We start from the raw sequence: 18,484 nt of genomic DNA on the forward strand, positions 1-18,484 counted from the left end.
CGAGTGCCACACAGACCTATAACCGTCTCCGGCGTCGAGGTGACACCGCTCTGCGACGCCGTGGGCCCCATGGGAGCGGCGATCCGCCGCCCGCTCGCCGAGATGTTCCCCGGTTCCGGGCTCCAGGACGAGCAGTGGGTCCTGCACTTCCACTGCTATCTGATCCGTGACGCGGCCGGTCGGCTGACTCTCGTCGACACCGGCATAGGTGGCGCGGATTCGCCGGCCGCGAGCTGGGCGCCGGTCCCCGGAACGCTGGCCGGCGAGCTGGCAGCCGCGGGTGTCGCGCCCGCCGAGATCGGCACCGTCGTACTCACCCACCTGCACAGTGACCACGCCAGCGGCGTGGTGACGGACGGCAGGCCGGCGTTCGAGAACGCGCGATACGTGCTCCAGCAGGCCGAGCTGGACGCCGCGCGCGGTCCGGTGCTCGACCGGCTGGTGACCCCGATCAAGGGCCAGCTGCATGCGGTCGACGGCGATGCCGAGGTCTCGCCGGGAGTCCACGTGCGCCTCGCGCCCGGCCACACCCCCGGCCACCAGATCGCCAGGGTCGGCGAGGTGGCCATGACCGGAGACCTCGTGCTCCACCCCGTGCAGCTCGACGACCCGGCCATCCGGTACGTCTACGACGACGACCAGGAGACGGCCGCGCGCACCCGAGCCGAGGTGCTCAGTGCGCTCAGGGCCGAGCGGGCAATTCTCGCCACCGCTCATTTCGGCGAGCCGTTCCTGCGTCTTCAAGAGAGTTCCAGGCACGATGTGTAGCCATGAAGACACACGTCGTGACCGGCGTCGCTCTTGGCGCCGTTCTGGTGTTCTCGTCGGCAGCGTCGCCGGCGTCGGCAGCGCCCACGCCTGATCTGTCGGGCGCCGTCTACGCCGGCATCGGAAATCAGCTCACCCGGTACGCGAACGGCGAGTGGAGCACGCTCGCCGAGATCGGTGCCACGCCGCAGTTCGCCGCGTCGCCCGACGGCACGAAGGCGGCCTGGGTGACCGAAAACGGTGAGCTCCAGGTCAGGCAGGGCGGCAAGACCACCACGCTCGTGAGCGGGCTCCAGGGCGGCACGCCGTGCCTGACCCCGGTCTGGTCCGCCGACTCGAGCAGGGTGGCCTACCCGGCCCAGGGCGACGCGATCATGTCCGCCAAGGCCGACGCCAGCGCTCCTCCGCACAAGCTGGGCACGTCCCCGGGCGTCTGCCACCTCGCCTGGTCGGCCAACGGCCGCTACCTCGCCGGCTACAACACCCAGGGCGACGGCCTCTACCGGCTCAACGCCAAGACCGGCAAGAGCGTCCCGGCCAAGGGTGTCAAGTACATCAACCACGTGCAGAGCCTGTCGCCCGACGGCAGCAAGGCGGTCGTCGCGTTCCCGGACAGCCCGGAGACGCTCGGCGACGGGACCTGGCCCGCCTCGTTCAAGCCGGTCGTGCTCGACATCGAGACGGGCGAGAGGCAGCGGCCGGAGGTCAAGGGCAAGCAGCTCGGCGCCTTCTACCTGCCCGACGGCCGCCTGGTGGTGCGTACGGCCGGCACGCGCGGCCAGTCCGGGACCGGCGACCCCGCGCACAACTCGCTGGTCGTGCTCGACAGCGAAGGGCAGCCGGTCCAGCGGATCGCCGAACCGGCCAAGGCCAGGAACCGGGCGCTGCTCCAGGTGCTGCCGTAGCGGCTAACGCCCGCTCATGACCGGCTGATCGGCCAGGATCGACACGGGCAGGGCGACCATCGCGGTCAGGCCGCCGTACGGGGAGGGCGCGAGAGTGACCTTGATGCCGTGCCTGGCCGCGAGCCTGCCCACCACGAACAGGCCGAGCCGGTCGCTCTGCGCCAGGTCGAACTCCGGCATCTTGGCCAGCCGCTCGTTGAGCTCGTCCAGCTCCGCGCGGGGCAGGCCGAGGCCGCGGTCCTCGATCTCGATCATGAGGCCGTGCGGCGTGGTCGCGCTGCGCACGTCCACCCGGGTCTGGGGTGGCGAGAAAAGCGTGGCGTTCTCGATCAGCTCGGCCACCAGGTGGGCCACGTCCGTGACCACCGCGCCCAGCAGTGCGATCGGCGGCGGCTGGATGACCTCGATCCGCTCGTACTCCTCCACCTCCGCCACGGCGGCGCGCAGCACGTCGAGGATGGGCACCGGGTTGCGCCAGCCGCGGCCCGGAGCCTGGTCCGACAGGATGATGAGGCTCTCGGCGTGCCTGCGCATGCGGGTGGTGAGGTGGTCGAGCTTGAACAGGTCCGCCAGTGCCTCGGGCTCCTCCGTCGCCCGCTCCATGCTGTCGAGCTGGAGCAGCTGCCGGTGGAGCAGCGACTGGTTGCGCCTCGCGAGGTTCACGAAGACCTGGCTGACGCCGTGCCGGAGCCTGGCCTGGCTCACCGCGGCCTCGACCGCCGTGGACTGCACGTCGTTGAATGCCTGGACGATGTCGCGGATCTCGGACGTGCGGGTCTTGACCTCGATCGGGGCGATCTCTTCGGTGGTGGGCGGGGCCGCGTTCGTGCGCAGCCGCCTGACCAGGCCGGCCAGGCGCACCTCGGCCAGCTCCGTCGCGGCGTCGCGGAGCCCGGCCAGCTCGCGCACCAGCCGCTTGCGGAAACGCAGCGAGAGCAGGATCGAGGCGATGACGGCTATCAGGCCCACGCCGCCGGCCACGCCGACCTTGATCAGCATGCCGATGGCCGTCGGCGTCACCCGCCGCACGAGGCTCTGCACGGCCAGGGCCTGGTTGCGCTCGACCGCCGCCCACAGGTTCTGGCCGTCGATGGGCCAGGTGGCGGCCGTGGCGGGCAGGCCGTTCGTGACCGCCTGACCCCGGATGGCGTCCTCGGCGTCCAGGAACTCCTTGTAGACCGGTGACGCGGCCATCCGCTCGTACGGCCTGCGCAGGCCGGAGTCCAGGTGCGAGAGCGCCTGGGAGAACAGCAGCCGCCTGGTGGCCACCAGGCCCGTGAACGCCTCGTGTTCCCGGGGTTCGACCCTGCCCTTGGCCAGCACGATCGAGACCATGGCCCGCTCCCTGGACAGCACGTCCTTGGCCTCGCCCAGCATGGTCACGGCCCTGGCCTGCTTGTAGAGGGCCATGTCGGGCACCAGGACCATGGCGTCGTAGAGGCGGAAGGACGCGTCCACGATCTGGCTGTAGGCGTTGATCACGTCGAGCGGCGCGACGGTGGTGGCGTCCACGTCGCGGCGGACGTCCGCGAGATGGTCGAGCTTGGCGTTCAGCGCGGTCAGCTGCGCGGTCATCTCGGGTGACAGGTCGCGCAGGGTCTTGGACAGCGTGCGGAACGTGGCCACGGCCTTGTCCGTGTCACCGCGCTGCTTGGCCACCTTGTTCGCGCCCTGGCCGGTGACCAGGAACTCCGCGGAGGCCAGCCGTTCGTCCTGCAGCTCGATGTTGACCCGCTCCGAAGGGTTGGCCAGCTTGGTCGCCAGGTCGTTGATGCCCAGCAGGCGCATGCCGTCGCCGCCGGTCAGGGCCGCGGCGAACGCCCACAGGCCCACCAGGGAGACCAGAGGGACGAGAAGCAGGACGAGGAGTTTCACTGCGATGGGACGGCCACGCGTGGGGGGCATGCGACCTCCGGGTGCATGATGAGATCGCCTCGCAGATTACACCCCCCTTTGGAAGGATTTCTGTGCGTCTTCCGCGTTCTTTCTCCGGCTGGACCATCGCGGTCTTCGGCCTCCTCTCCTTCGTGCTCGGCCTGCTCGGGTTGATCTCGCCCGACACCTTGCTGGCCATGCTGGGTTTCGAGGTGGTCGACGTGCGGCCCGCCGGGGACTACACGCTGGTCTATATGGCCGCCTCATCGATGGCGGCGGTGAACATGGGCGTCTATTACATTTTCGCGTCGTCGGCGAACTACACGCCGTTCTTCCGCTGGACTGTGCCGTTCAGGCTCGTGACGTTCACGGTCTTCACCACGCTGGTGGTGACCGGAGCGGCGCCGGGCAAGTTCTTCGGCGTCGGGCTCTGGGAGGGGCTCGGCGCGGTCATCACCGGCTTCGCGCTCTGGCGCGAGGGCAACCTGGTGCCCTCGCGCCAATGAGTCACGGCCTCGTGTCCTCGGAGCCGCGGGCGACGAGGCGGTCGCTGGGTTCGGGGCTGCGTTCCAGCCGCCGCTCCAGCTCTCGCTTCTCATCCTCCAGCCGGGCCATCCGGCTGGAGGCCTCGGCCTTTGCGCCGCGCAGCGCGCGGCGGCGTTTTGCGGACCTGCGTGAGCCCGAGCCCAACAGCCAGAGACCCAGCAGCAGGACGACACCAGCGGCCGCCCCCGCGAAGAACATCTCCACCTGATTGGGCTCGAAGGTATATCCGAACAGGATGTACCTGGCGCTCTCCTCGGTCAGGACCAAGGCGAAGGCGCCGCCGGCGAGCAGGACCAAGATCAGTCCAAGCAGGATCATCCAACTCACCCCTTGTCGTCAGAGCCCGCTTCCACTGCCCCGACGGCGCAGGGGTATGCGCCATGATTGCGTTCATGAGACCCGAGCCGGGACAGGTGCTCCACTTCTCCGAAGACCCGACGATCGAGCGGTTCGTGCCGCACGTGGCACCGACGTCCAGCTTGAAGGAGTCGTACGTGTGGGCGGTCGGTCACGACCGCTGCCCCGACTACTGGTTCCCGCGCGCCTGCCCGCGGGCCATGGCCTGGGTCGGGCCGCGCACCATCGAGGAGGACGCGGCCCGGATCATCGGCGCGGGGTGCGGCGAGCGGGTGCACGCCATCGAGTACGGCTGGCTGAAGCCGATCCGGGAGGTGCGGCTGTACGCCTACCGCCTGCCCGCGAACGACTTCAAGCCCATCGGTGACCCGCCGTCCGCCGTGGTCTCCACGGCCCCCGTGACGCCGCTGGGCCCGCCGGAGCGCGTGGGAGACCTGTTCGAGCTGCATGAGGAGGCGGGGATCCAGCTCAGGGTGCTGCCCCGCCTGTGGCCGTTCTGGGACGAGGTGATCGCCAGCACGCTGGAGTTCAGCGGGATCAGGCTGCGGAACGCCTGTCGATGAGCGCCAGCAGGGTCTCCAGCGGCATCGAGCCCGGCGGCCGCTTCTCCTTGGCGAACCTGTTGGCCTCGCGCCGCAGCACCTCGTTGACCGGGGTGGGCACGCCGTGCAGGCGGCCGAGCAGCACGATCTCGCCGTTGAGGTAGTCGGCCTCGATCGAGCCGCTGCTCCTTGCCAGGCTCTGCCACGACGAGCCGCCGCCGCGGGCGATGCCCTCGATGGGCTGGACGTCCACCTTGCGGCCGCGTACGCGGGCCTCCTCCTCGGGCGTCGAGTACGCGATCCCGGCCCGGTCCAGCACGGTCATGGCCTCGGCTCTGGCCCGCTCGAGCACCGTCTCCATGCCGGGAACGTGGCCCAGGAGCGCCTCCACGGCGTTGCCCAGGTTGCCGATCAGCTTGCCGTACTTCCAGCGCATGACGTCGGTCTGGGCCAGGCCCACCAGGCCGTGCTTGCTCAGGTCGTCGGCGATCCGCTGGGCGAGTTCGTCCACACCCTGGGGATAGCGGCCGACGTGCAGCATGCCGGAGTACGGATGCGCGTGCGCGGCCACGACGCCGGGCTCCAGGTGCTGCGCGGGCAGCCACACGCACATGCCGTAAACGCGCTCGAAGCGCCGCAGGACGGTGCGCTCATTGTCCACACCGTTCTGGGCGCACACCACGGGCAGATCAGATGGCCAGCCGTCGAGTGCGGCGATCGTGTCCTGCGACTTGGTCGCCACGATCAGTACGTCGTCGTCGCGCGCCGGCACGGGGCCGTCGGCGGTGGGGATGTCGAGGGTCTCGGATGACTCGGGGGTGATCAGGCGCAGGCCGTCACGTTTGAGCGCCTCATAATGGGCGCCTCTGGCGATGAGGACGACCTCGTGCCCGCCCTGGTGGAGGCGGGCGCCGATGGTGCCGCCGACTGCTCCTGCTCCGATCACTATGTAGCGCATTGTCCAAGGATGTCACTTTGCGAGCGCAACTTGCGTCTGCCCCGTCACGGCAGACCCTCGCGTACGCTCCCGCATGATCGTCTTGAGCACGCGCCAGCCGTCGCGCACCGCGTGCAGGTTGCTCGCGCCGTGGATGCGTGAGCGCTCGTGGCTGGGGACCTCGCGGATGACGAGGCCGGCCTGGGCGGCGCGGACGTTCATCAGCGTCTCGATCTCGAAGCCGTCGCAGTCGAGCTCGAGGGCGTCGAGGTGGCAGGCCCAGAAGGCGTTGTAGCCGTAGCAGAGGTCGGTGTAGCGGGTGCCGTAGAGGAGGTTCGTCAGCCCGGTGAGGAACTTGTTGCCGAACGAGCGGATCGGACTGAGGTCGTCCGAGCCGCCACCAGGGGCGTACCTGGAGCCCTTGGCGAAGTCGGCGCCGTTGACGAGCGTGGTGACGAAGGAGTGGATCTCCCGGCCGTCGGTCGAGCCGTCGGCGTCGATCATGACGATGATGTCGCCCCGGGCGGCCTGGAAGCCCTCGATCAGGGCGTTGCCCTTGCCGCGCCGGGACTGCACGACGACCCGGAGGTCGGGGCGCAGCCTGCGCGCGACGGCGACGGTGTCGTCGGTCGAGTTGCCGTCAACGAGGATTACCTCGTCGATCCATTCGGGCAGCGTGGCGAAGACGTGGGGGAGGTTCTCGGCCTCGTTCATCGCGGGGACGATGACACTGACGCTGGCGGCGAAAGGCTGCTTGTTCATGTGCTAAAGGTCACCCGGCGCACATGCAAGTCACTTGACGCTTCCTTGCATTGGTCTGTTTTTACAAGATCTTCGCTTCCGCGGCCCTCTTGATGATCTCGTCAACGGTCTCCTGGGGTGTTTGCCGGGTGGTGTCGAGCCACAGGCCGATGCGCGGGGTTTCCCTGCGGAGCACCGCGTCAAGCTGGGCAATCGTCCATCCGCCGCCATATCCGATCTTGGCTCGGGCCCGCTCACGATGATCGACTTCATCCGGGTCGGGCGCCAGGACGATTACACGAAGAGGGCGGGTGCGAATAAGTGCCGTAAACCGTTCCAAGTCCTCGCCGAGAATGACGTCCTGGACTATTGGCGTGAATCCGGCGTCAAAATACATGTCCGCCGTGTTGGCCGCTATCCGGTAACGCAGGTTGAGCTGGCGGACGGCCTCGTCGGTGGATTCGGGGGTCATCTCGGCGCGGCCGCCGACGACCATGCGCCTGAACGTGTCGCCGCGCACGTGGGCGGAGCGCGGCAGCCGTTCGGCCAGGGCCTGCGCCACGGTGGACTTGCCGGCGGCCGAGATGCCGGTGATCAGGACGACGCCGTTCACACTCCCACGAGTTTCCGCACCCGGTCGGCGCCCACGGCCAGCAGCAGCGTGGGGAGCCTCGGACCGGTGTCGCGGCCGACCAGGAGCTTGTAGAGCAGGGCGAAGAAGGCCCGCTGCGCCGCCTTCAGCTCCGGCGACGCCTCGGCGTCCGCCGGCAGCCCGGCCTGGAGCTTCGGCACGCCGTACACCAGTGTGGTCAGGCCTGCCAGCGACCAGTCGTCCAGGCCGTCGGCCAGCAGCCGCAGCGACTCGCGCTCGGCGGGGCCGAGCGAGTCGAGCAGCTCCTCGTCGGGCTCCTCGCGCACGCGCGTGCGCTGGTCGGCGGGCACGTGGCCGTCGATCCAGCGCTGGGCCCTGTCCAGGCGGGGGCGGGCCTCGTCGAGCGTCTCGATGGCGTCGAGGTCGCGCAGGATGCGCACGGTCTGCTCGGCATCGCCGGTCGTGATGTCGGCGATGGAGGCCAGCGTGCGGTAGGGGACCGGGTGAGGGGTCGCTGGGAGCGGGCCCGCGGCCGTGCTCACGGCCCGGTTGTACGCGGCCAGCTCGGCGGGCTGGGCCCGGCCTTCCGCGACCTTGCGGCCCAGGGCGTCCCACTCGTCGTAGAGCCGCTGGATCTCCTGGTCGAAGGCGATCTTGAAGGACTGGGCCGGCTTGCGGCGGGCGTACAGCCAGCGCAGCACCGGCGCCTCCATGATCTCCAGGGCGTCGGCGGGGATCGGCACGTCGCCCTTGGAGCTGCTCATCTTGGCCATGCCGGTGATGCCGACGAACGCGTACATGGGGCCGATCGGCTGCTGCCCGCCGAACACCTCGCCCACGAGCTGGCCGCCGACGATCCACGCCGACCCGGGAGAGTGGTGATCGACCCCGGACGGCTCGAACACCACGCCCTCGTAGGCCCAGCGCATCGGCCAGTCGACCTTCCACACCAGCTTGCCGCGGTCGTGTTCGGCCAGCCGCACGGTCTCGCCGAAGCCGCACTCGCAGGTGTAGGCCAGCTCGGTGGTCGCGTCGTCGTAGGCGGTGACCCGGGTCAGGTCACGCTCGCACAGGTCGCAGTACGGCTTGTACGGGAAGTACTCCTCCACCTGCTTCGAGCGGTAGCGCGACAGCACGGCGTCGATCCTGACGCGCTCGCGCACGGCCAGCAGGATCTGCTCGCGGTAGGTGCCTTTCGTGTACTGCTCCGTCTGGCTGATGCCCAGGTATTCGACGCCCAGCTCCTCCAGCGCCGCGATCATGGGCGCCTTGAAGTGCTCGGCCCAGTTGGCGTGCGTGCTGCCCGGAGGCGCGGGGACCGAGGTCAGCGGCTTGCCGATGTGCTCGGCCCAGGAGGGGTCGACGCCCGCGGGCACCCTGCGGAAACGGTCGTAGTCGTCCCAGGACAGCAGGTGCACGCACTCGACGCCGCGCCGCCGGATCTCGTCGGCGACCAGGTGAGGGGTCATGACCTCGCGCAGGTTGCCCAGGTGGATCGGGCCCGACGGGCTCAGGCCCGAGGCGCACACGACCGGTTTGCCGGGCGCGCGTCGCTCCGCCTCGGAGATGACCTCGTCCGCGAACCTGGAGACCCAGTCGGTCTCGCCACTCTCCACCATCGTGCCATTCTCGCGGCTCGGTGCTGCGCAAGCCAACGTGTTACCTGGTTGCGTCCGTCGCGCCCCGCGACTGAGGGCGGGAGGCGTGCAACCGTCGTGGTGGAGGTCATGGTGCGGCGCCCGGCGCCATGGGCGGCGGGCGCCGCGGATCGGGTCAAAGAGTCGACGCGTACGGGTCCCAGTCCGCCGGGAGCGGCTCCGGCGCTGTGGTGGTGGACGTGATGGGCTGGAACTCCGAGCGTTCGCCCGACTCCGAGATGGCGGACATGAGCTCCAGCACATGGAACGCCAGCTCGCCCGAGGCGCGGTGCGGCGCGCCCGACCGGAGCGACCTGGCCAGGTCGAGCACGCCGATGCCGCGCCCGGCCGTGGTGCCGGAGACCGGCAGCTCACGCCAGTCCGTGTCATGCAGCCCTCGGGCCAGCAGTGGCCCCTCGAAGGTGTTGGGGTCGGGGAGCGAAAGGGCGCCCTCGGAGCCGATGATCTCGATGGCCCGCCGGTTGATCGGCGAGTCGAAACTGAAGGTGGCAGAGGCGGTGGCCGCCCCCGGGAAGTCCAGCAACGCGTTGACATGCGTCGGGACGTCCACGGGGAAGACCTTGCCCTCCTTGGGCCCTGAGCCGACGACGCGGTGCAGGCGTGCCCTGCGCGTCCCGGCCGCCACCCGGGCGACGGGGCCGAGCAGCGACACCAGGGCGGTCAGGTAGTACGGGCCCAGGTCGAAGAGCGGGCCGCCGCCCGGCTGGTAGAAGAACTCGGGGTTGGGATGCCAGGACTCCGGGCCGAGGCTCTGCGTGGCCGCCGTGACGGCGACCGGCTCGCCGATGAGGCCGGAACGCAGGGCGTGCAGGGCCGACTGGAGCCCTGCCCCTAAGAAGGTGTCGGGCGCGCCGCCCACCCGCAGGCCCAGGTTGGCGGCCTCGTCCACGATCTTGGTCGCCTGGTCCACGTCCGTGGCCAGCGGCTTCTCACCGTACACATGCTTGCCGGCGCGCAGGGACTCCAGCGCGACGGCGGCGTGCGCGGTCGGGATGGTGAGGTTGACGACGATCTCGACCTCCGGCACCTCCAGGACGGTGGCGAGGGCACCCGACACGGGCACGCCGTACTCGCCGGCGACCGCGGCGGCCCGCTCGGTGTCGATGTCCGCGACGCCGAGCACTCGTACGTCGGGGAAGGCTGTGAGGTTGCGAAGGTACTGGCCACTGATGTTTCCGGCGCCGACCAGGGCGACGCCGACGGGGCCGTTGCTCAAGAGCTCTCCAGGGAGGTGAGATAGGCGTGGCTGTCCGCGAGAGCGGCGAAGACGTCGGTCGCGCACTCGTCGAGCTCGACGATGCGCCAGGACTCGGGGGCGGCGGCGAGGATCTCGGGCACGGGCATGACGCCCCTGCCCACCGCGGTGTGCGGCTCGCCCTTGACCACCGGCCCGTCCTTGACGTGCAGCGCCAGTGTGCGCTCGGCCAGGCGGCCGAGCAGGGCGGGCACATCGGCGCCGCCCACGGCTGCCCAGTACGTGTCGATCTCCAGGAACACCTCGGGGGCGAGCAGGTCGGCCAGCGCCTCGAGGGCGTGCCGGCCGTCGATCTCCGGCTCGATCTCCCACCAGTGGTTGTGGTAACCGATCCGCATCCCGTGCCGGGCCGCCTGCTCGGCCAGGCCGTTCAGCAGGTCGGCCGTGCGCGAGAGGCCGTCGCGCGTGGTGAACTCCTCGTGCGCGATGCCGCCAGGGAGGATCACCAGGTCGGTGCCGATCGTGGCGATGGCGTCGAAGACCTCGGTGGGCTCCTTGCTCAGCAGCGCGTACGCGTGCGTGCTCGACACGCTCAACCCGAGGTCGTCGATCACCTCGCGGAAGCCCTTGGGATCGGTCGTGGGATCGTAGGGCTCCACGGCCCGGTAGCCGATCTCCGCGATCTGGCTCAGCACCGTGTCGCGGTCGGCCGCCAGCGCGTCCCTGACGGTGTAGAGCTGGACACTGATGGGTTTCGTCATCCGCGTACCCCCAGGAGGTGCTCGAGTGCGAGCTGGTTGAGCCGGGTGAAGTGGAAGCCGCGCGCGGCCGCCACCTCCGGGTCGAAGTCGTCCTTGGCCAGGTCGGCCCAGGTCTCGCCCGGCGCCAGCGTAGGCTGCGCCAGCTCGTCCACGCGGGAGGCGCGCAGGGCCTCCTGCACCTCGGGGTCGGCGCGGAAGACGCGCGACTTCTCCTTGAGGATCAGGTAGGTGCGCATGTTCGCCGCGGCCGAGTCCCACACGTCCTCGGGGTCATCGGTACGCAGCGGCTTGTAGTCGAAGACGAGCGGGCCGTCGTAACCGTCGGACTCCAGCAGGTCCACCAGGAAGAACGCGCTCTTCAGATCGCCGTGTCCGAAGATCAGGTCCTGGTCGTACTTCGGGCCGTGCTGGCCGTTGAGGTCGATGTGGAAGAGCTTGCCGTGCCACAGGGCCTGGGCGATGCCGTGCACGAAGTTGAGCCCGGCCATCTGCTCATGGCCGACCTCGGGGTTGACGCCCACCATCTCGGGGCGCTCCAGCTCGTTGATCAGGGCCAGGGCGTGGCCGATCGTGGGCAGGAGGATGTCGCCGCGGGGCTCGTTCGGCTTGGGCTCGATGGCGAAGCGGATGTCGTAGCCCTGGTCGATGACGTACTGGCAGAGGAGGTCCAGGGCCTCCTTGTAGCGGTCCATCGCGGCCTTGACGTCCTTGGCGGCGTCGGACTCGGCGCCCTCGCGCCCGCCCCAGCACACGTACGTCCTCGCGCCGAGCGAGGCGGCCAGGTCGAGGTTGCGCATGACCTTGCGCAGGGCGTAGCGGCGCACGTCGCGGTCGTTGCTGGTGAAGGCGCCGTCCTTGAACACCGGGTGGGTGAACAGGTTCGTGGTGGCCGCGGGGACCTTCATGCCGGTCTCGTCCAGGGCCTTCCTGAAGGCGGCGATGGCTTTGTCCCGGTCGGGCTCGACGGCGAGCAGGTCGTCGTCGTGGAAGCTGACGCCGTGGGCACCCAGCTCGGCCAGGCGGTGCACGGTCTCCACCGGGTCGAGAGCGGGGCGGGAGGCGTCGCCGAACGGGTCGCGCGCCTGCCAGCCGACCGTCCACAGGCCGAAGGTGAAGCGGTCGTCAGGGGTCGGGGTGAATGCGGACATTCGGATGCGCTCCTCAGGATTAGTCCATAATCTGTACATAATCCTGAGGAGGTGGGCATGGTGGCGTCAAGGGGGGTCAGGCATGATTCCATGCGCGCCCGTAACCTGGCCGTAGTACTGGGTGCCATCCACCGATCAGGACCTCACACCAGGGCGGCGCTCGCTGAGATGACGGGGCTGACCAAGACCACCGTGTCCAGCCTGGTCTCCGACCTCCTGGAGGCGGGGGTGGTGACCGAGAGCGGGGCCGTGCGGGGCGGGGAGCGCGGGCGGCCGGGGGTGGCGGTGAGCCTGAGCGGGCACCGGGTGGCCACGCTGGGGCTGGAGATCAACATCGACTATCTGGCCGCGTGCGTCGTCGATCTCACCCGGGCCGTGCGGCTGCGCCGTACGCGGCGGGCCGACAACCGCAACTCCGACCCCGTGGAGATCCTGGAGAGCCTGCGCGACCTCGTGAAGGAGACGACGGCCGAGGCCGAGCAGAGCGGGCTGCGGATCATCGGCGCGGCACTGGCCGTGCCCGGCACGGTCGAGGGCGAGGTCCTGCGTAACGCGCCGCACCTCGGCTGGCGGGACGTACGCGTGCCGGACCTGGTCGATCTGCCGTTCGCGATCGACAACGAGGCGAACCTGGCGGCGCTCGGCGAGCTGTGGTTCGGCTCGCGGGCGCCGGACTTCCTCTACGTGTCCGGCGAGATCGGCATCGGGGCCGGGCTCGTGGTGGGCGGGACGGTGTTCAGGGGGACGTTCGGGCTGGCGGGCGAGCTGGGCCACGTCGTCATCGTGCCCGACGGGCCGGCGTGCCGGTGCGGCGGGCGGGGCTGCCTGGAGGTGTACGCCGGCCAGGACGCCCTGCTCGGCGCGCTGTCCTCGGTCACCTCGCTGGTCGCGCGGCTGGAGTCGGGCGACCGGCGGGCGCTGGAGGCGTGCGAGCGGGCCGGGCACGCCCTCGGCGTGGCGCTCACCTCGGCTGTCCACCTCCTCGACCCCGGCAGGATCGTGCTGGGCGGTATCTACGCGCCGCTGTTCCCCTGGCTCGAAGGGCCGGTGTCGGAGGGGTTGGGGGCCAGGCTGGGGCAGATGCGCGGCACGCCGCCCGCCCTCGTGGTGTCGGAGATCGGCCCGGACGCGGCCGTGCTGGGCGCGGCGGGGTTGATCATCCAGCAGGTCATCGCCGAGCCCGCCCAGGTGCTCGGTCTCTAGCCCCGCCGTACGGCTACTCGCCCTAAAGGGACCGCACCGAAGCCCCACTGCTTGCCCTAAAGGAACCGCACCGACGTCCCATCCCCTCCTCCTCAAGGGACCGCACCGAAGTGCGGCGGGTGGCCGAGGAACGCAGGGAGCCGGGGAGCCTGGTCAGTAGTAGCCCTTGGCGCCGTCGAGCAGCTCCCTGATCGTGTCCAGGTGGCCGGCGTGCCTGGCCGTCTCCTCGACCATGTGGATCAGCATCCAGCGCAGGGAGGCGGACCCGGAGCGGAAGTCAGGGTGTTTGCCCACGTCGTCCAGCGAGTGGGCGGCAATGATCTCGTTCGAGATCTGGCACTGGCGCTCGTACTCGTCGAGGAGCCGCGCCAGCGGGACGCCGTCGACCTTCATGTCGGCGTCCTCCACAGTCTCGTCGAACTGCGGGTTCTCGTCCTGATGGCGGCCCAGGAAGAGCACCTCGAACCAGCAGTGCTCGGTCCAGCGCATGTGAGAGACGAGGCCCGCGACCGTCATGAGCGGCGAGGTCGGCAGGACCGGCCGGTGGGCGTCCTCCTCCGACAGGCCCTCGCATTTCCACTGGACAATCGCGCGCTGCATGTCGAGCCAGCCGACGAGCTGGGTACGTTCGTCTGCCACGAGGGGAGGGCGTACGCGGGGGAGGGTCATGGGCGCCGACGCTACTTCAGGGGCGGCGGCACCGCACCGCATTTTCCGCGGGGCCCCGATGGACCGGCAGGTACGGGTGCGCTGGGCGGACCAGGACGGCCCGCCCCAGCGCGCTACCCCGCCTCTAACCGTTGGCCGCGTCCACCAGACCCTGGAGCTCGATCTTCTGCATGCCGAGCATGGCCTTCATGGCCCGCTGAGCCCTGGCCGGGTCGGGGTCGGTGAGCAACTCCTGGAGCCGGCGCGGGATGATCTGCCAGGACAGGCCGTACTTGTCCTTCAGCCAGCCGCACTGCGACTCCTCCCCGCCCTCGGTGAGCTTCGCCCACAGCTCGTCGACCTCCTCCTGCGAGTCGCAGTCGACGTAGAGCGAGATGGCCTCGGTGAACTTGAACTCCGGGCCGCCGTTCAGCGCGATGAACCGCTGCCCGGCCAGCTCGAACGTCACGACCATCGCCGTACCGGCGGGGCCGGGCCCGCCCTCGCCGTAGCGCTGGACGTCCAGGACGCGCGAGTCCTTGAAGAGCGAGGTGTAGAACGTGGCGGCCTCCTCGGCCTGGTTGTCGAACCAGAGGTACGTGGTGATCTTCTGCATGGCGTTTCCTTCCGGTGAGTTCTCTCACCAACGCGTCGACCTCGCCCGGGCCGGATCGACAGACCAGACATCGGTTTTTTCTTTTTTTCTGACGCTGCGTACGGTCCCCGGCATCCACCACGCAGCTCTCATCGGGCCTCGCCGCGGAATGAGAAGGGGTGACCGTCCTGCTCGTAGTCTGGAAGAGGGGACGCTCGCCGGTCGAGCGCGACCGCGCGCGCCCGCGGCACTCGTGCCCTCGGGGGTGAGGATGATGGGGCTCCACGACGTGTGGTTCACGGGGACCGCGACGGCCGCGTTGACGGCCGCGCTGGTCGCCGGCACACCAGCGGCCACGGCACACGCGGCCCAGCAGTGCACCCCTCCGCCGCTGCCGGGCAAGGTAGTGGACGTGAAGCTGACCGACACGACGGCAGGGCCGATGCGCGTGACGGTGACCCCGGCCGAGGTCCCGGCGGGCGCCGTGTCGTTCCGTACGTCCAACACGGGCACAGTGGCCCACGAACTCGTCGTACTGCCGCTCGCGAAAGGACAGGTCATCGGGAAGCGGCAGGTGGGATCCGATGCTCGCGTGAGCGAGACGGGCAGCCTCGGCGAGGCGTCGCGTAACTGCGGAGAGGGTAAGGGTGCGGGCATCGCGCCGGGCTCCACGGGCTGGGTGACGCTGAAGCTGCACCCTGGACGGTACGAACTGGTGTGCAACTTTCCCGGGCATTACGCCTCGGGGATGCACACGGCATTCGACGTCACCAAGTGAGTACGACTCTCGGGGTCCCCGGGCAGGCTCCGCGTGTTAGGTTCCGTTCCGGACGTTCTGCTTCCGGATTGCGGGGATGTTGTGAAGCCCGACACGAGCCCCACCGCACGGGCGCTGCTGGCCCTCGAACTGGTCCAGGGCAGCCCGGGCATCACCGCGGACCGCCTCGCCGGCAAGCTAGGCGTTTCGGAGCGGGCCGCCCGGCGGTACGTCGAGATCCTCCGCGAGGCCGGCATCCCGATCGAGTCCCTCCGCGGACCCTACGGCGGCTACCGCATCGGGCGCGGCCTGCGGCCTCCGCCCTTGATGTTCAGCGCCGCCGAGGCACTCGGCCTGGTCATGGCCGTGCTCGACGGCCACCACGACGCGAGCGATCCCACCGGCCCGGTCGGCAGCGCGCTCGGCAAGATCGTACGGGCGCTCCCGGAGCCGGTGGCCGTCCAGGTCGAGGCCGTACGCCGGACCACGGCGCCCGCCCCCGACCGCGCCGCCGCCCGGCCCGACCCCGCCACCACGAGCGCCCTCGTGCAGGCCTGCTCGAACCACCGGCAGGTGCGCCTCGGCTACCGCTCCGAGGCCGGGTCGGAGTCGGTCATCGAGGTCGACCCGTGGGCCGTCGTCGTACGTCACGGCCGGTGGTACCTGCTGTGCCGGTCCCATCCCGCCGACGCCCGCCGGGCATACCGGATCGACCGCGTCCGCGAAGTGGAGGTGCTCGACGACACCTTCAGCCCACCCGCCGACCTCGACCCGGTCGCCACGCTGGAGGAGCATCTCGCCGTCGGATGGGAGTACGACGTCGAGGTCGTCATCGACGCCCCTGCCGACACCGTGGCCCGTTGCCTTCCCCGCGCGCTAGGACGGCTCCAGCCGCTCGATGCCAAGACCTCCCGGCTGGTCGGCAGCACCAGCAACCCGGTGTGGTACGCCGAGCAACTCGCCGCGATCCCGGCGCCGTACCGGATCGTCAGGTGCCCCGAAGTCCAGCAGGCCGCACGCGACCTCGGGCAGCGGCTGCTGGCGGCGGGCGAAAGTCACGACTCAGCTGAAACGGGGTAGCCCCGCTTGCTGGTGCGGAGAAACCGGTGCGCACCACGAGCAGACCATCTTCCGCCGGAAGCATGGTCACTGGCACTTGCCCTTGAGCCAGGCGCTGAACTGGGGTGTGTAGTCGGTGGCCACCCGCTTGGCGCCGCTCTCGAGCGCCGCCTTCCACGCGTTCTCGTTCAGAGTCCACGAGGGAGGCGGCTCCTCCCACTTGGTGACCTCCGGCCAGATGGGCCCGCCACTCAGCACCTTTGTCATGCCCGCGGCGCTCACCCGGTTCTTGAGCTCGGCGGTCAGTGCGCTGTCGTGGGAGTACAGGATGATCTCCTGCGACTGGTAGTTCTCCCTGACGGGGTCGAGCACCTCGGCCCAGGCCCGCGACTTGATCGTGGCGTTGGAGCTGAGCAGCGACTGCCGGGCCTCCGGCTTGATCTCGACCAGCCCGACCATGCCGGCGGACTTCATCGCGGCCAGCCACTCACGGAAGGTGTAGACGGTCTCGCCCTGGAACAGGCCGCGGTTGATGGTCCGCCCCTTGAGCGCGGTGTCACCCGCTGCCCACCAGATGTCGGTGATGTTCTTCTTGACGCCCGTCAGTCCCCATGTAGAGGTGTTGTGCCACATGACGGCCTTGGTGCCGTCCTTGGTGAGCTGCAGATCGGCCTCGACGCCTGAGGCGCCCCAGCCCTGGTAGCGACGGATGGCTGTCGGATTGTTGGGCTGACGCACCTGGTCCCTCTCCCAGGCGTTCGCGCCGGTGGGATAGCCGCCGTGCCCGAAGATCTGCGGGCACGCGGGCAGGGCGGCGGAGGGAGAGGCGAGTAACGAGGCCAGCATCAATGCGGCGAGGGAGACTGACAAGGCTCACACCTTTCGATCTTGTTGTCCCCGAACTCTGCCATAGCCGGTGCGACGCGCCTAGCTCAGGCGCGCCAGCCAGCGGCCGTGTGCCGTCCAGCGCTCCACCTCTGGAAACCCGGCGGCGTAGGCAAGGCGCTGGATGTCGCTCATCGACACGGTCGCCCAGCCGAACCAGTCCCCGACGAGCGAGCCGCGGCGCAGCCGTACCCGGTCCACCCGGCTCTTCGTGTCGGGCGGCGCGACCTCGGCCAGGACGGTGCCGCCCGGCCGGACCAGTTGCCTGACCCGGCGCAGCAGCGCTTCCGGATGGCCGCCTATGCCGATGTTGCCGTCGGCCAGCAGCGCCGTCGTCCACTGGCCGCTGCCCGGCACCTCGTCGAAGACGTCCCGGAGCAGGGCGAAGCCGCCCGCCCTGCGGGTCAGGGCGACGGCGCGAGGCGTGATGTCGATGCCGAGCGCTCGCACGCCGCGGCGGGTCAGCGCGACCGTGAGCCGGCCGGGTCCGGAGCCGATGTCGAGCGTCGGGCTGGCGCACCGCTCCAGCAGCGCCTCGTCGCCGTCGATCAGGTCGAACCAGCGCGCGGCCTCCAGCGCGACGCGCCTGCCGTCCACGTACTCGAGCTCGGCGATCGCTCCGCCGAGCGCGTCGGCGTAGAGCTGCCCCATCATCGGCCCAGCTCCCGCAGCGTGGCGGCGAAGTGAGAGCCTGGTGCCTGGGCGGCCACGGTGGCGGCGTCGGCCGCGGTGTCGACGTCGATCAGTTCGGGCAGCAGATGGACGGCCAGGCCCGCCCGGTCCAGCCGGTCGAGCTGGAGCTTGCCGGTCTCCGGATGCGACATCGGCACGCCCAGCAGCAGCGCGGGGTCCGGCCGGCGCAGGCCGAGCAGCCAGAAGCCGCCGTCGGCCGCCGGGCCGTAGACCGCGTCGTTACGCTCCAGCGCATCGACCGCCTCGCCGAGCAGGGTGGGAGTCACCTGCGGGGTGTCCATGCCGATCAGTACGACGGGGTCCGGCCGGAGCCGGTAGGCGTCCGAGAAAGCCGCCGCGAGGCGCTCGTCCAGGCCCGAGCCGCGCTGGGGGATGACCGCGAATCCGGCGGGCAGCCAGCTGCCCGGCAGCCCGTCCAGGGCGAGCAGCCGCTGGCTGGCAGGCGTGTCGGACACGGCGCGCAGGCTGTCGCGGAGGGCGGCCTCGGCGAGCGCGGCGGCCTGCTCCGGCCTGAACGGCGGGGTCAGCCGGGTCTTGACCCGCCCGGCCACAGGTTCCTTGGCGATGATCATTATTTGCGCCGTACAACTTGGCGACATGCGTGGTCCTTACGAGACGG

General features: G+C 70.2%; 21 protein-coding genes. 7 read left to right on the top strand and 14 right to left on the bottom strand.

Going from position 1 to position 18,484, the window contains the following annotated elements:
* Positions 1-3 precede the first annotated feature (3 nt).
* Complete coding sequence (locus ACQPWU_RS01790) at positions 4-768, top strand: MBL fold metallo-hydrolase (RefSeq protein ID WP_433436450.1); 765 nt, start codon at positions 4-6, stop codon at positions 766-768.
* A gap of 2 nt (positions 769-770) precedes the next feature.
* Positions 771-1,673 (top strand): TolB family protein, encoded by a 903-nt coding sequence (locus ACQPWU_RS01795; RefSeq protein ID WP_433436452.1) that lies wholly within the window; start codon positions 771-773, stop codon positions 1,671-1,673.
* A gap of 3 nt (positions 1,674-1,676) precedes the next feature.
* Here the strand turns inward: ACQPWU_RS01795 and ACQPWU_RS01800 are convergent, their stop codons facing one another.
* Positions 1,677-3,578, bottom strand: a complete 1,902-nt coding sequence (locus tag ACQPWU_RS01800) for a sensor histidine kinase (RefSeq protein WP_433436454.1) — start codon at positions 3,576-3,578, stop codon at positions 1,677-1,679.
* A 62-nt stretch (positions 3,579-3,640) separates the two neighbouring features.
* Here ACQPWU_RS01800 and ACQPWU_RS01805 point away from each other — a divergent pair, with 62 nt between their 5' ends.
* Complete coding sequence (locus tag ACQPWU_RS01805; protein ID WP_360689537.1) at positions 3,641-4,054, top strand: hypothetical protein; 414 nt, start codon at positions 3,641-3,643, stop codon at positions 4,052-4,054.
* Between the two features lies 1 nt (position 4,055).
* Here the strand turns inward: ACQPWU_RS01805 and ACQPWU_RS01810 are convergent, their stop codons facing one another.
* Positions 4,056-4,412: a hypothetical protein gene (locus ACQPWU_RS01810; protein WP_433436456.1), complete on the bottom strand. Its 357-nt coding sequence runs from the start codon at positions 4,410-4,412 to the stop codon at positions 4,056-4,058.
* Between the two features lie 74 nt (positions 4,413-4,486).
* Between ACQPWU_RS01810 and ACQPWU_RS01815 the strand changes: the two genes are divergently transcribed.
* Entirely contained in the window at positions 4,487-5,014 is a 528-nt protein-coding gene (locus ACQPWU_RS01815) for a DUF6886 family protein (RefSeq protein WP_433436458.1), read from the top strand.
* Here the strand turns inward: ACQPWU_RS01815 and ACQPWU_RS01820 are convergent.
* The 7 genes from ACQPWU_RS01820 to xylA all read right to left on the bottom strand — a co-directional run bounded on the left by ACQPWU_RS01820 (position 4,989) and on the right by xylA (position 12,025).
* Complete coding sequence (locus tag ACQPWU_RS01820; protein ID WP_433436460.1) at positions 4,989-5,951, bottom strand: ketopantoate reductase family protein; 963 nt, start codon at positions 5,949-5,951, stop codon at positions 4,989-4,991. The two genes, ACQPWU_RS01815 and ACQPWU_RS01820, sit on opposite strands and share 26 nt — an antisense overlap.
* Before the next feature lie 12 nt (positions 5,952-5,963).
* Positions 5,964-6,692 (bottom strand): glycosyltransferase family 2 protein, encoded by a 729-nt coding sequence (locus ACQPWU_RS01825; protein WP_433436462.1) that lies wholly within the window; start codon positions 6,690-6,692, stop codon positions 5,964-5,966.
* A gap of 61 nt (positions 6,693-6,753) precedes the next feature.
* On the bottom strand, positions 6,754-7,284 hold the full coding sequence (locus ACQPWU_RS01830; protein WP_433436464.1) for an AAA family ATPase: 531 nt from the start codon (positions 7,282-7,284) through the stop codon (positions 6,754-6,756).
* Positions 7,281-8,882 carry a lysine--tRNA ligase gene (gene lysS, locus ACQPWU_RS01835; RefSeq protein WP_433436466.1) on the bottom strand — a complete coding sequence of 534 codons (1,602 nt, stop codon included), beginning with the start codon at positions 8,880-8,882 and terminating at the stop codon, positions 7,281-7,283. The genes ACQPWU_RS01830 and lysS overlap by 4 nt, the downstream gene beginning before the upstream one ends.
* 154 nt (positions 8,883-9,036) lie before the next feature.
* A complete protein-coding gene (locus tag ACQPWU_RS01840; RefSeq protein ID WP_433436468.1) occupies positions 9,037-10,137 on the bottom strand; it encodes a Gfo/Idh/MocA family protein in 1,101 nt (366 codons plus the stop codon).
* Positions 10,134-10,877, bottom strand: coding sequence for a sugar phosphate isomerase/epimerase family protein (locus ACQPWU_RS01845; protein ID WP_433436470.1), 744 nt, complete (start codon positions 10,875-10,877; stop codon positions 10,134-10,136). The genes ACQPWU_RS01840 and ACQPWU_RS01845 overlap by 4 nt, the downstream gene beginning before the upstream one ends.
* A complete protein-coding gene (gene xylA / locus ACQPWU_RS01850; RefSeq protein ID WP_433436472.1) occupies positions 10,874-12,025 on the bottom strand; it encodes a xylose isomerase in 1,152 nt (383 codons plus the stop codon). Before xylA ends, ACQPWU_RS01845 begins: the two co-directional genes overlap by 4 nt.
* Before the next feature lie 57 nt (positions 12,026-12,082).
* On the opposite strand from xylA, the gene ACQPWU_RS01855 reads away from it, so the two are divergent.
* Positions 12,083-13,228: an ROK family protein gene (locus tag ACQPWU_RS01855; protein WP_433436474.1), complete on the top strand. Its 1,146-nt coding sequence runs from the start codon at positions 12,083-12,085 to the stop codon at positions 13,226-13,228.
* 153 nt (positions 13,229-13,381) lie between these two features.
* Here ACQPWU_RS01855 and ACQPWU_RS01860 read toward each other — a convergent pair whose 3' ends face one another.
* Positions 13,382-13,897, bottom strand: a complete 516-nt coding sequence (locus ACQPWU_RS01860; protein ID WP_433436476.1) for a DinB family protein — start codon at positions 13,895-13,897, stop codon at positions 13,382-13,384.
* A gap of 124 nt (positions 13,898-14,021) precedes the next feature.
* Positions 14,022-14,492, bottom strand: a complete 471-nt coding sequence (locus tag ACQPWU_RS01865; RefSeq protein WP_433436478.1) for a VOC family protein — start codon at positions 14,490-14,492, stop codon at positions 14,022-14,024.
* A 250-nt stretch (positions 14,493-14,742) separates the two neighbouring features.
* On the opposite strand from ACQPWU_RS01865, the gene ACQPWU_RS01870 reads away from it, so the two are divergent.
* Both ACQPWU_RS01870 and ACQPWU_RS01875 read left to right on the top strand, forming a co-directional pair.
* Positions 14,743-15,249 (top strand): sulfocyanin-like copper-binding protein, encoded by a 507-nt coding sequence (locus ACQPWU_RS01870; RefSeq protein ID WP_433436480.1) that lies wholly within the window; start codon positions 14,743-14,745, stop codon positions 15,247-15,249.
* Between the two features lie 81 nt (positions 15,250-15,330).
* Positions 15,331-16,308, top strand: coding sequence for a helix-turn-helix transcriptional regulator (locus tag ACQPWU_RS01875; RefSeq protein ID WP_433436482.1), 978 nt, complete (start codon positions 15,331-15,333; stop codon positions 16,306-16,308).
* A gap of 66 nt (positions 16,309-16,374) precedes the next feature.
* On the opposite strand, the gene ACQPWU_RS01880 is transcribed toward ACQPWU_RS01875, so the two are convergent.
* The 3 genes from ACQPWU_RS01880 to ACQPWU_RS01890 are packed head-to-tail and all read right to left on the bottom strand — an operon-like array spanning position 16,375 to position 18,437.
* The gene (locus tag ACQPWU_RS01880) at positions 16,375-17,157 is read right to left on the bottom strand and encodes a glycerophosphodiester phosphodiesterase (protein WP_433436484.1); all 783 of its coding nucleotides are present in this window, start codon (positions 17,155-17,157) and stop codon (positions 16,375-16,377) included.
* A 57-nt stretch (positions 17,158-17,214) separates the two neighbouring features.
* Positions 17,215-17,826 carry a class I SAM-dependent methyltransferase gene (locus tag ACQPWU_RS01885; RefSeq protein ID WP_433436486.1) on the bottom strand — a complete coding sequence of 204 codons (612 nt, stop codon included), beginning with the start codon at positions 17,824-17,826 and terminating at the stop codon, positions 17,215-17,217.
* Positions 17,823-18,437, bottom strand: coding sequence for a TIGR04282 family arsenosugar biosynthesis glycosyltransferase (locus ACQPWU_RS01890; protein WP_433436488.1), 615 nt, complete (start codon positions 18,435-18,437; stop codon positions 17,823-17,825). The genes ACQPWU_RS01885 and ACQPWU_RS01890 overlap by 4 nt, the downstream gene beginning before the upstream one ends.
* Positions 18,438-18,484 lie beyond the last annotated feature (47 nt).

Origin of the sequence: Nonomuraea sp. CA-141351, from assembly GCF_050944675.1 — a bacterium.
GTDB lineage: Bacteria > Actinomycetota > Actinomycetes > Streptosporangiales > Streptosporangiaceae > Nonomuraea.

Excerpts from the sequence above, each read along its gene's own strand:
- ACQPWU_RS01795 (WP_433436452.1), top strand. The coding sequence starts at position 771 with ATGAAGACACACGTCGTGACCGGCGTCGCTCTTGGCGCCGTTCTGGTG.
- ACQPWU_RS01800 (WP_433436454.1), bottom strand. The coding sequence starts at position 3,578 with ATGCCCCCCACGCGTGGCCGTCCCATCGCAGTGAAACTCCTCGTCCTG.
- ACQPWU_RS01810 (WP_433436456.1), bottom strand. The coding sequence starts at position 4,412 with ATGATCCTGCTTGGACTGATCTTGGTCCTGCTCGCCGGCGGCGCCTTC.
- ACQPWU_RS01815 (WP_433436458.1), top strand. The coding sequence starts at position 4,487 with ATGAGACCCGAGCCGGGACAGGTGCTCCACTTCTCCGAAGACCCGACG.
- ACQPWU_RS01820 (WP_433436460.1), bottom strand. The coding sequence starts at position 5,951 with ATGCGCTACATAGTGATCGGAGCAGGAGCAGTCGGCGGCACCATCGGC.
- ACQPWU_RS01825 (WP_433436462.1), bottom strand. The coding sequence starts at position 6,692 with ATGAACAAGCAGCCTTTCGCCGCCAGCGTCAGTGTCATCGTCCCCGCG.
- lysS (WP_433436466.1), bottom strand. The coding sequence starts at position 8,882 with ATGGTGGAGAGTGGCGAGACCGACTGGGTCTCCAGGTTCGCGGACGAG.
- ACQPWU_RS01845 (WP_433436470.1), bottom strand. The coding sequence starts at position 10,877 with ATGACGAAACCCATCAGTGTCCAGCTCTACACCGTCAGGGACGCGCTG.
- xylA (WP_433436472.1), bottom strand. The coding sequence starts at position 12,025 with ATGTCCGCATTCACCCCGACCCCTGACGACCGCTTCACCTTCGGCCTG.
- ACQPWU_RS01855 (WP_433436474.1), top strand. The coding sequence starts at position 12,083 with ATGGTGGCGTCAAGGGGGGTCAGGCATGATTCCATGCGCGCCCGTAAC.
- ACQPWU_RS01860 (WP_433436476.1), bottom strand. The coding sequence starts at position 13,897 with ATGACCCTCCCCCGCGTACGCCCTCCCCTCGTGGCAGACGAACGTACC.
- ACQPWU_RS01865 (WP_433436478.1), bottom strand. The coding sequence starts at position 14,492 with ATGCAGAAGATCACCACGTACCTCTGGTTCGACAACCAGGCCGAGGAG.
- ACQPWU_RS01870 (WP_433436480.1), top strand. The coding sequence starts at position 14,743 with ATGATGGGGCTCCACGACGTGTGGTTCACGGGGACCGCGACGGCCGCG.
- ACQPWU_RS01885 (WP_433436486.1), bottom strand. The coding sequence starts at position 17,826 with ATGATGGGGCAGCTCTACGCCGACGCGCTCGGCGGAGCGATCGCCGAG.
- ACQPWU_RS01890 (WP_433436488.1), bottom strand. The coding sequence starts at position 18,437 with ATGATCATCGCCAAGGAACCTGTGGCCGGGCGGGTCAAGACCCGGCTG.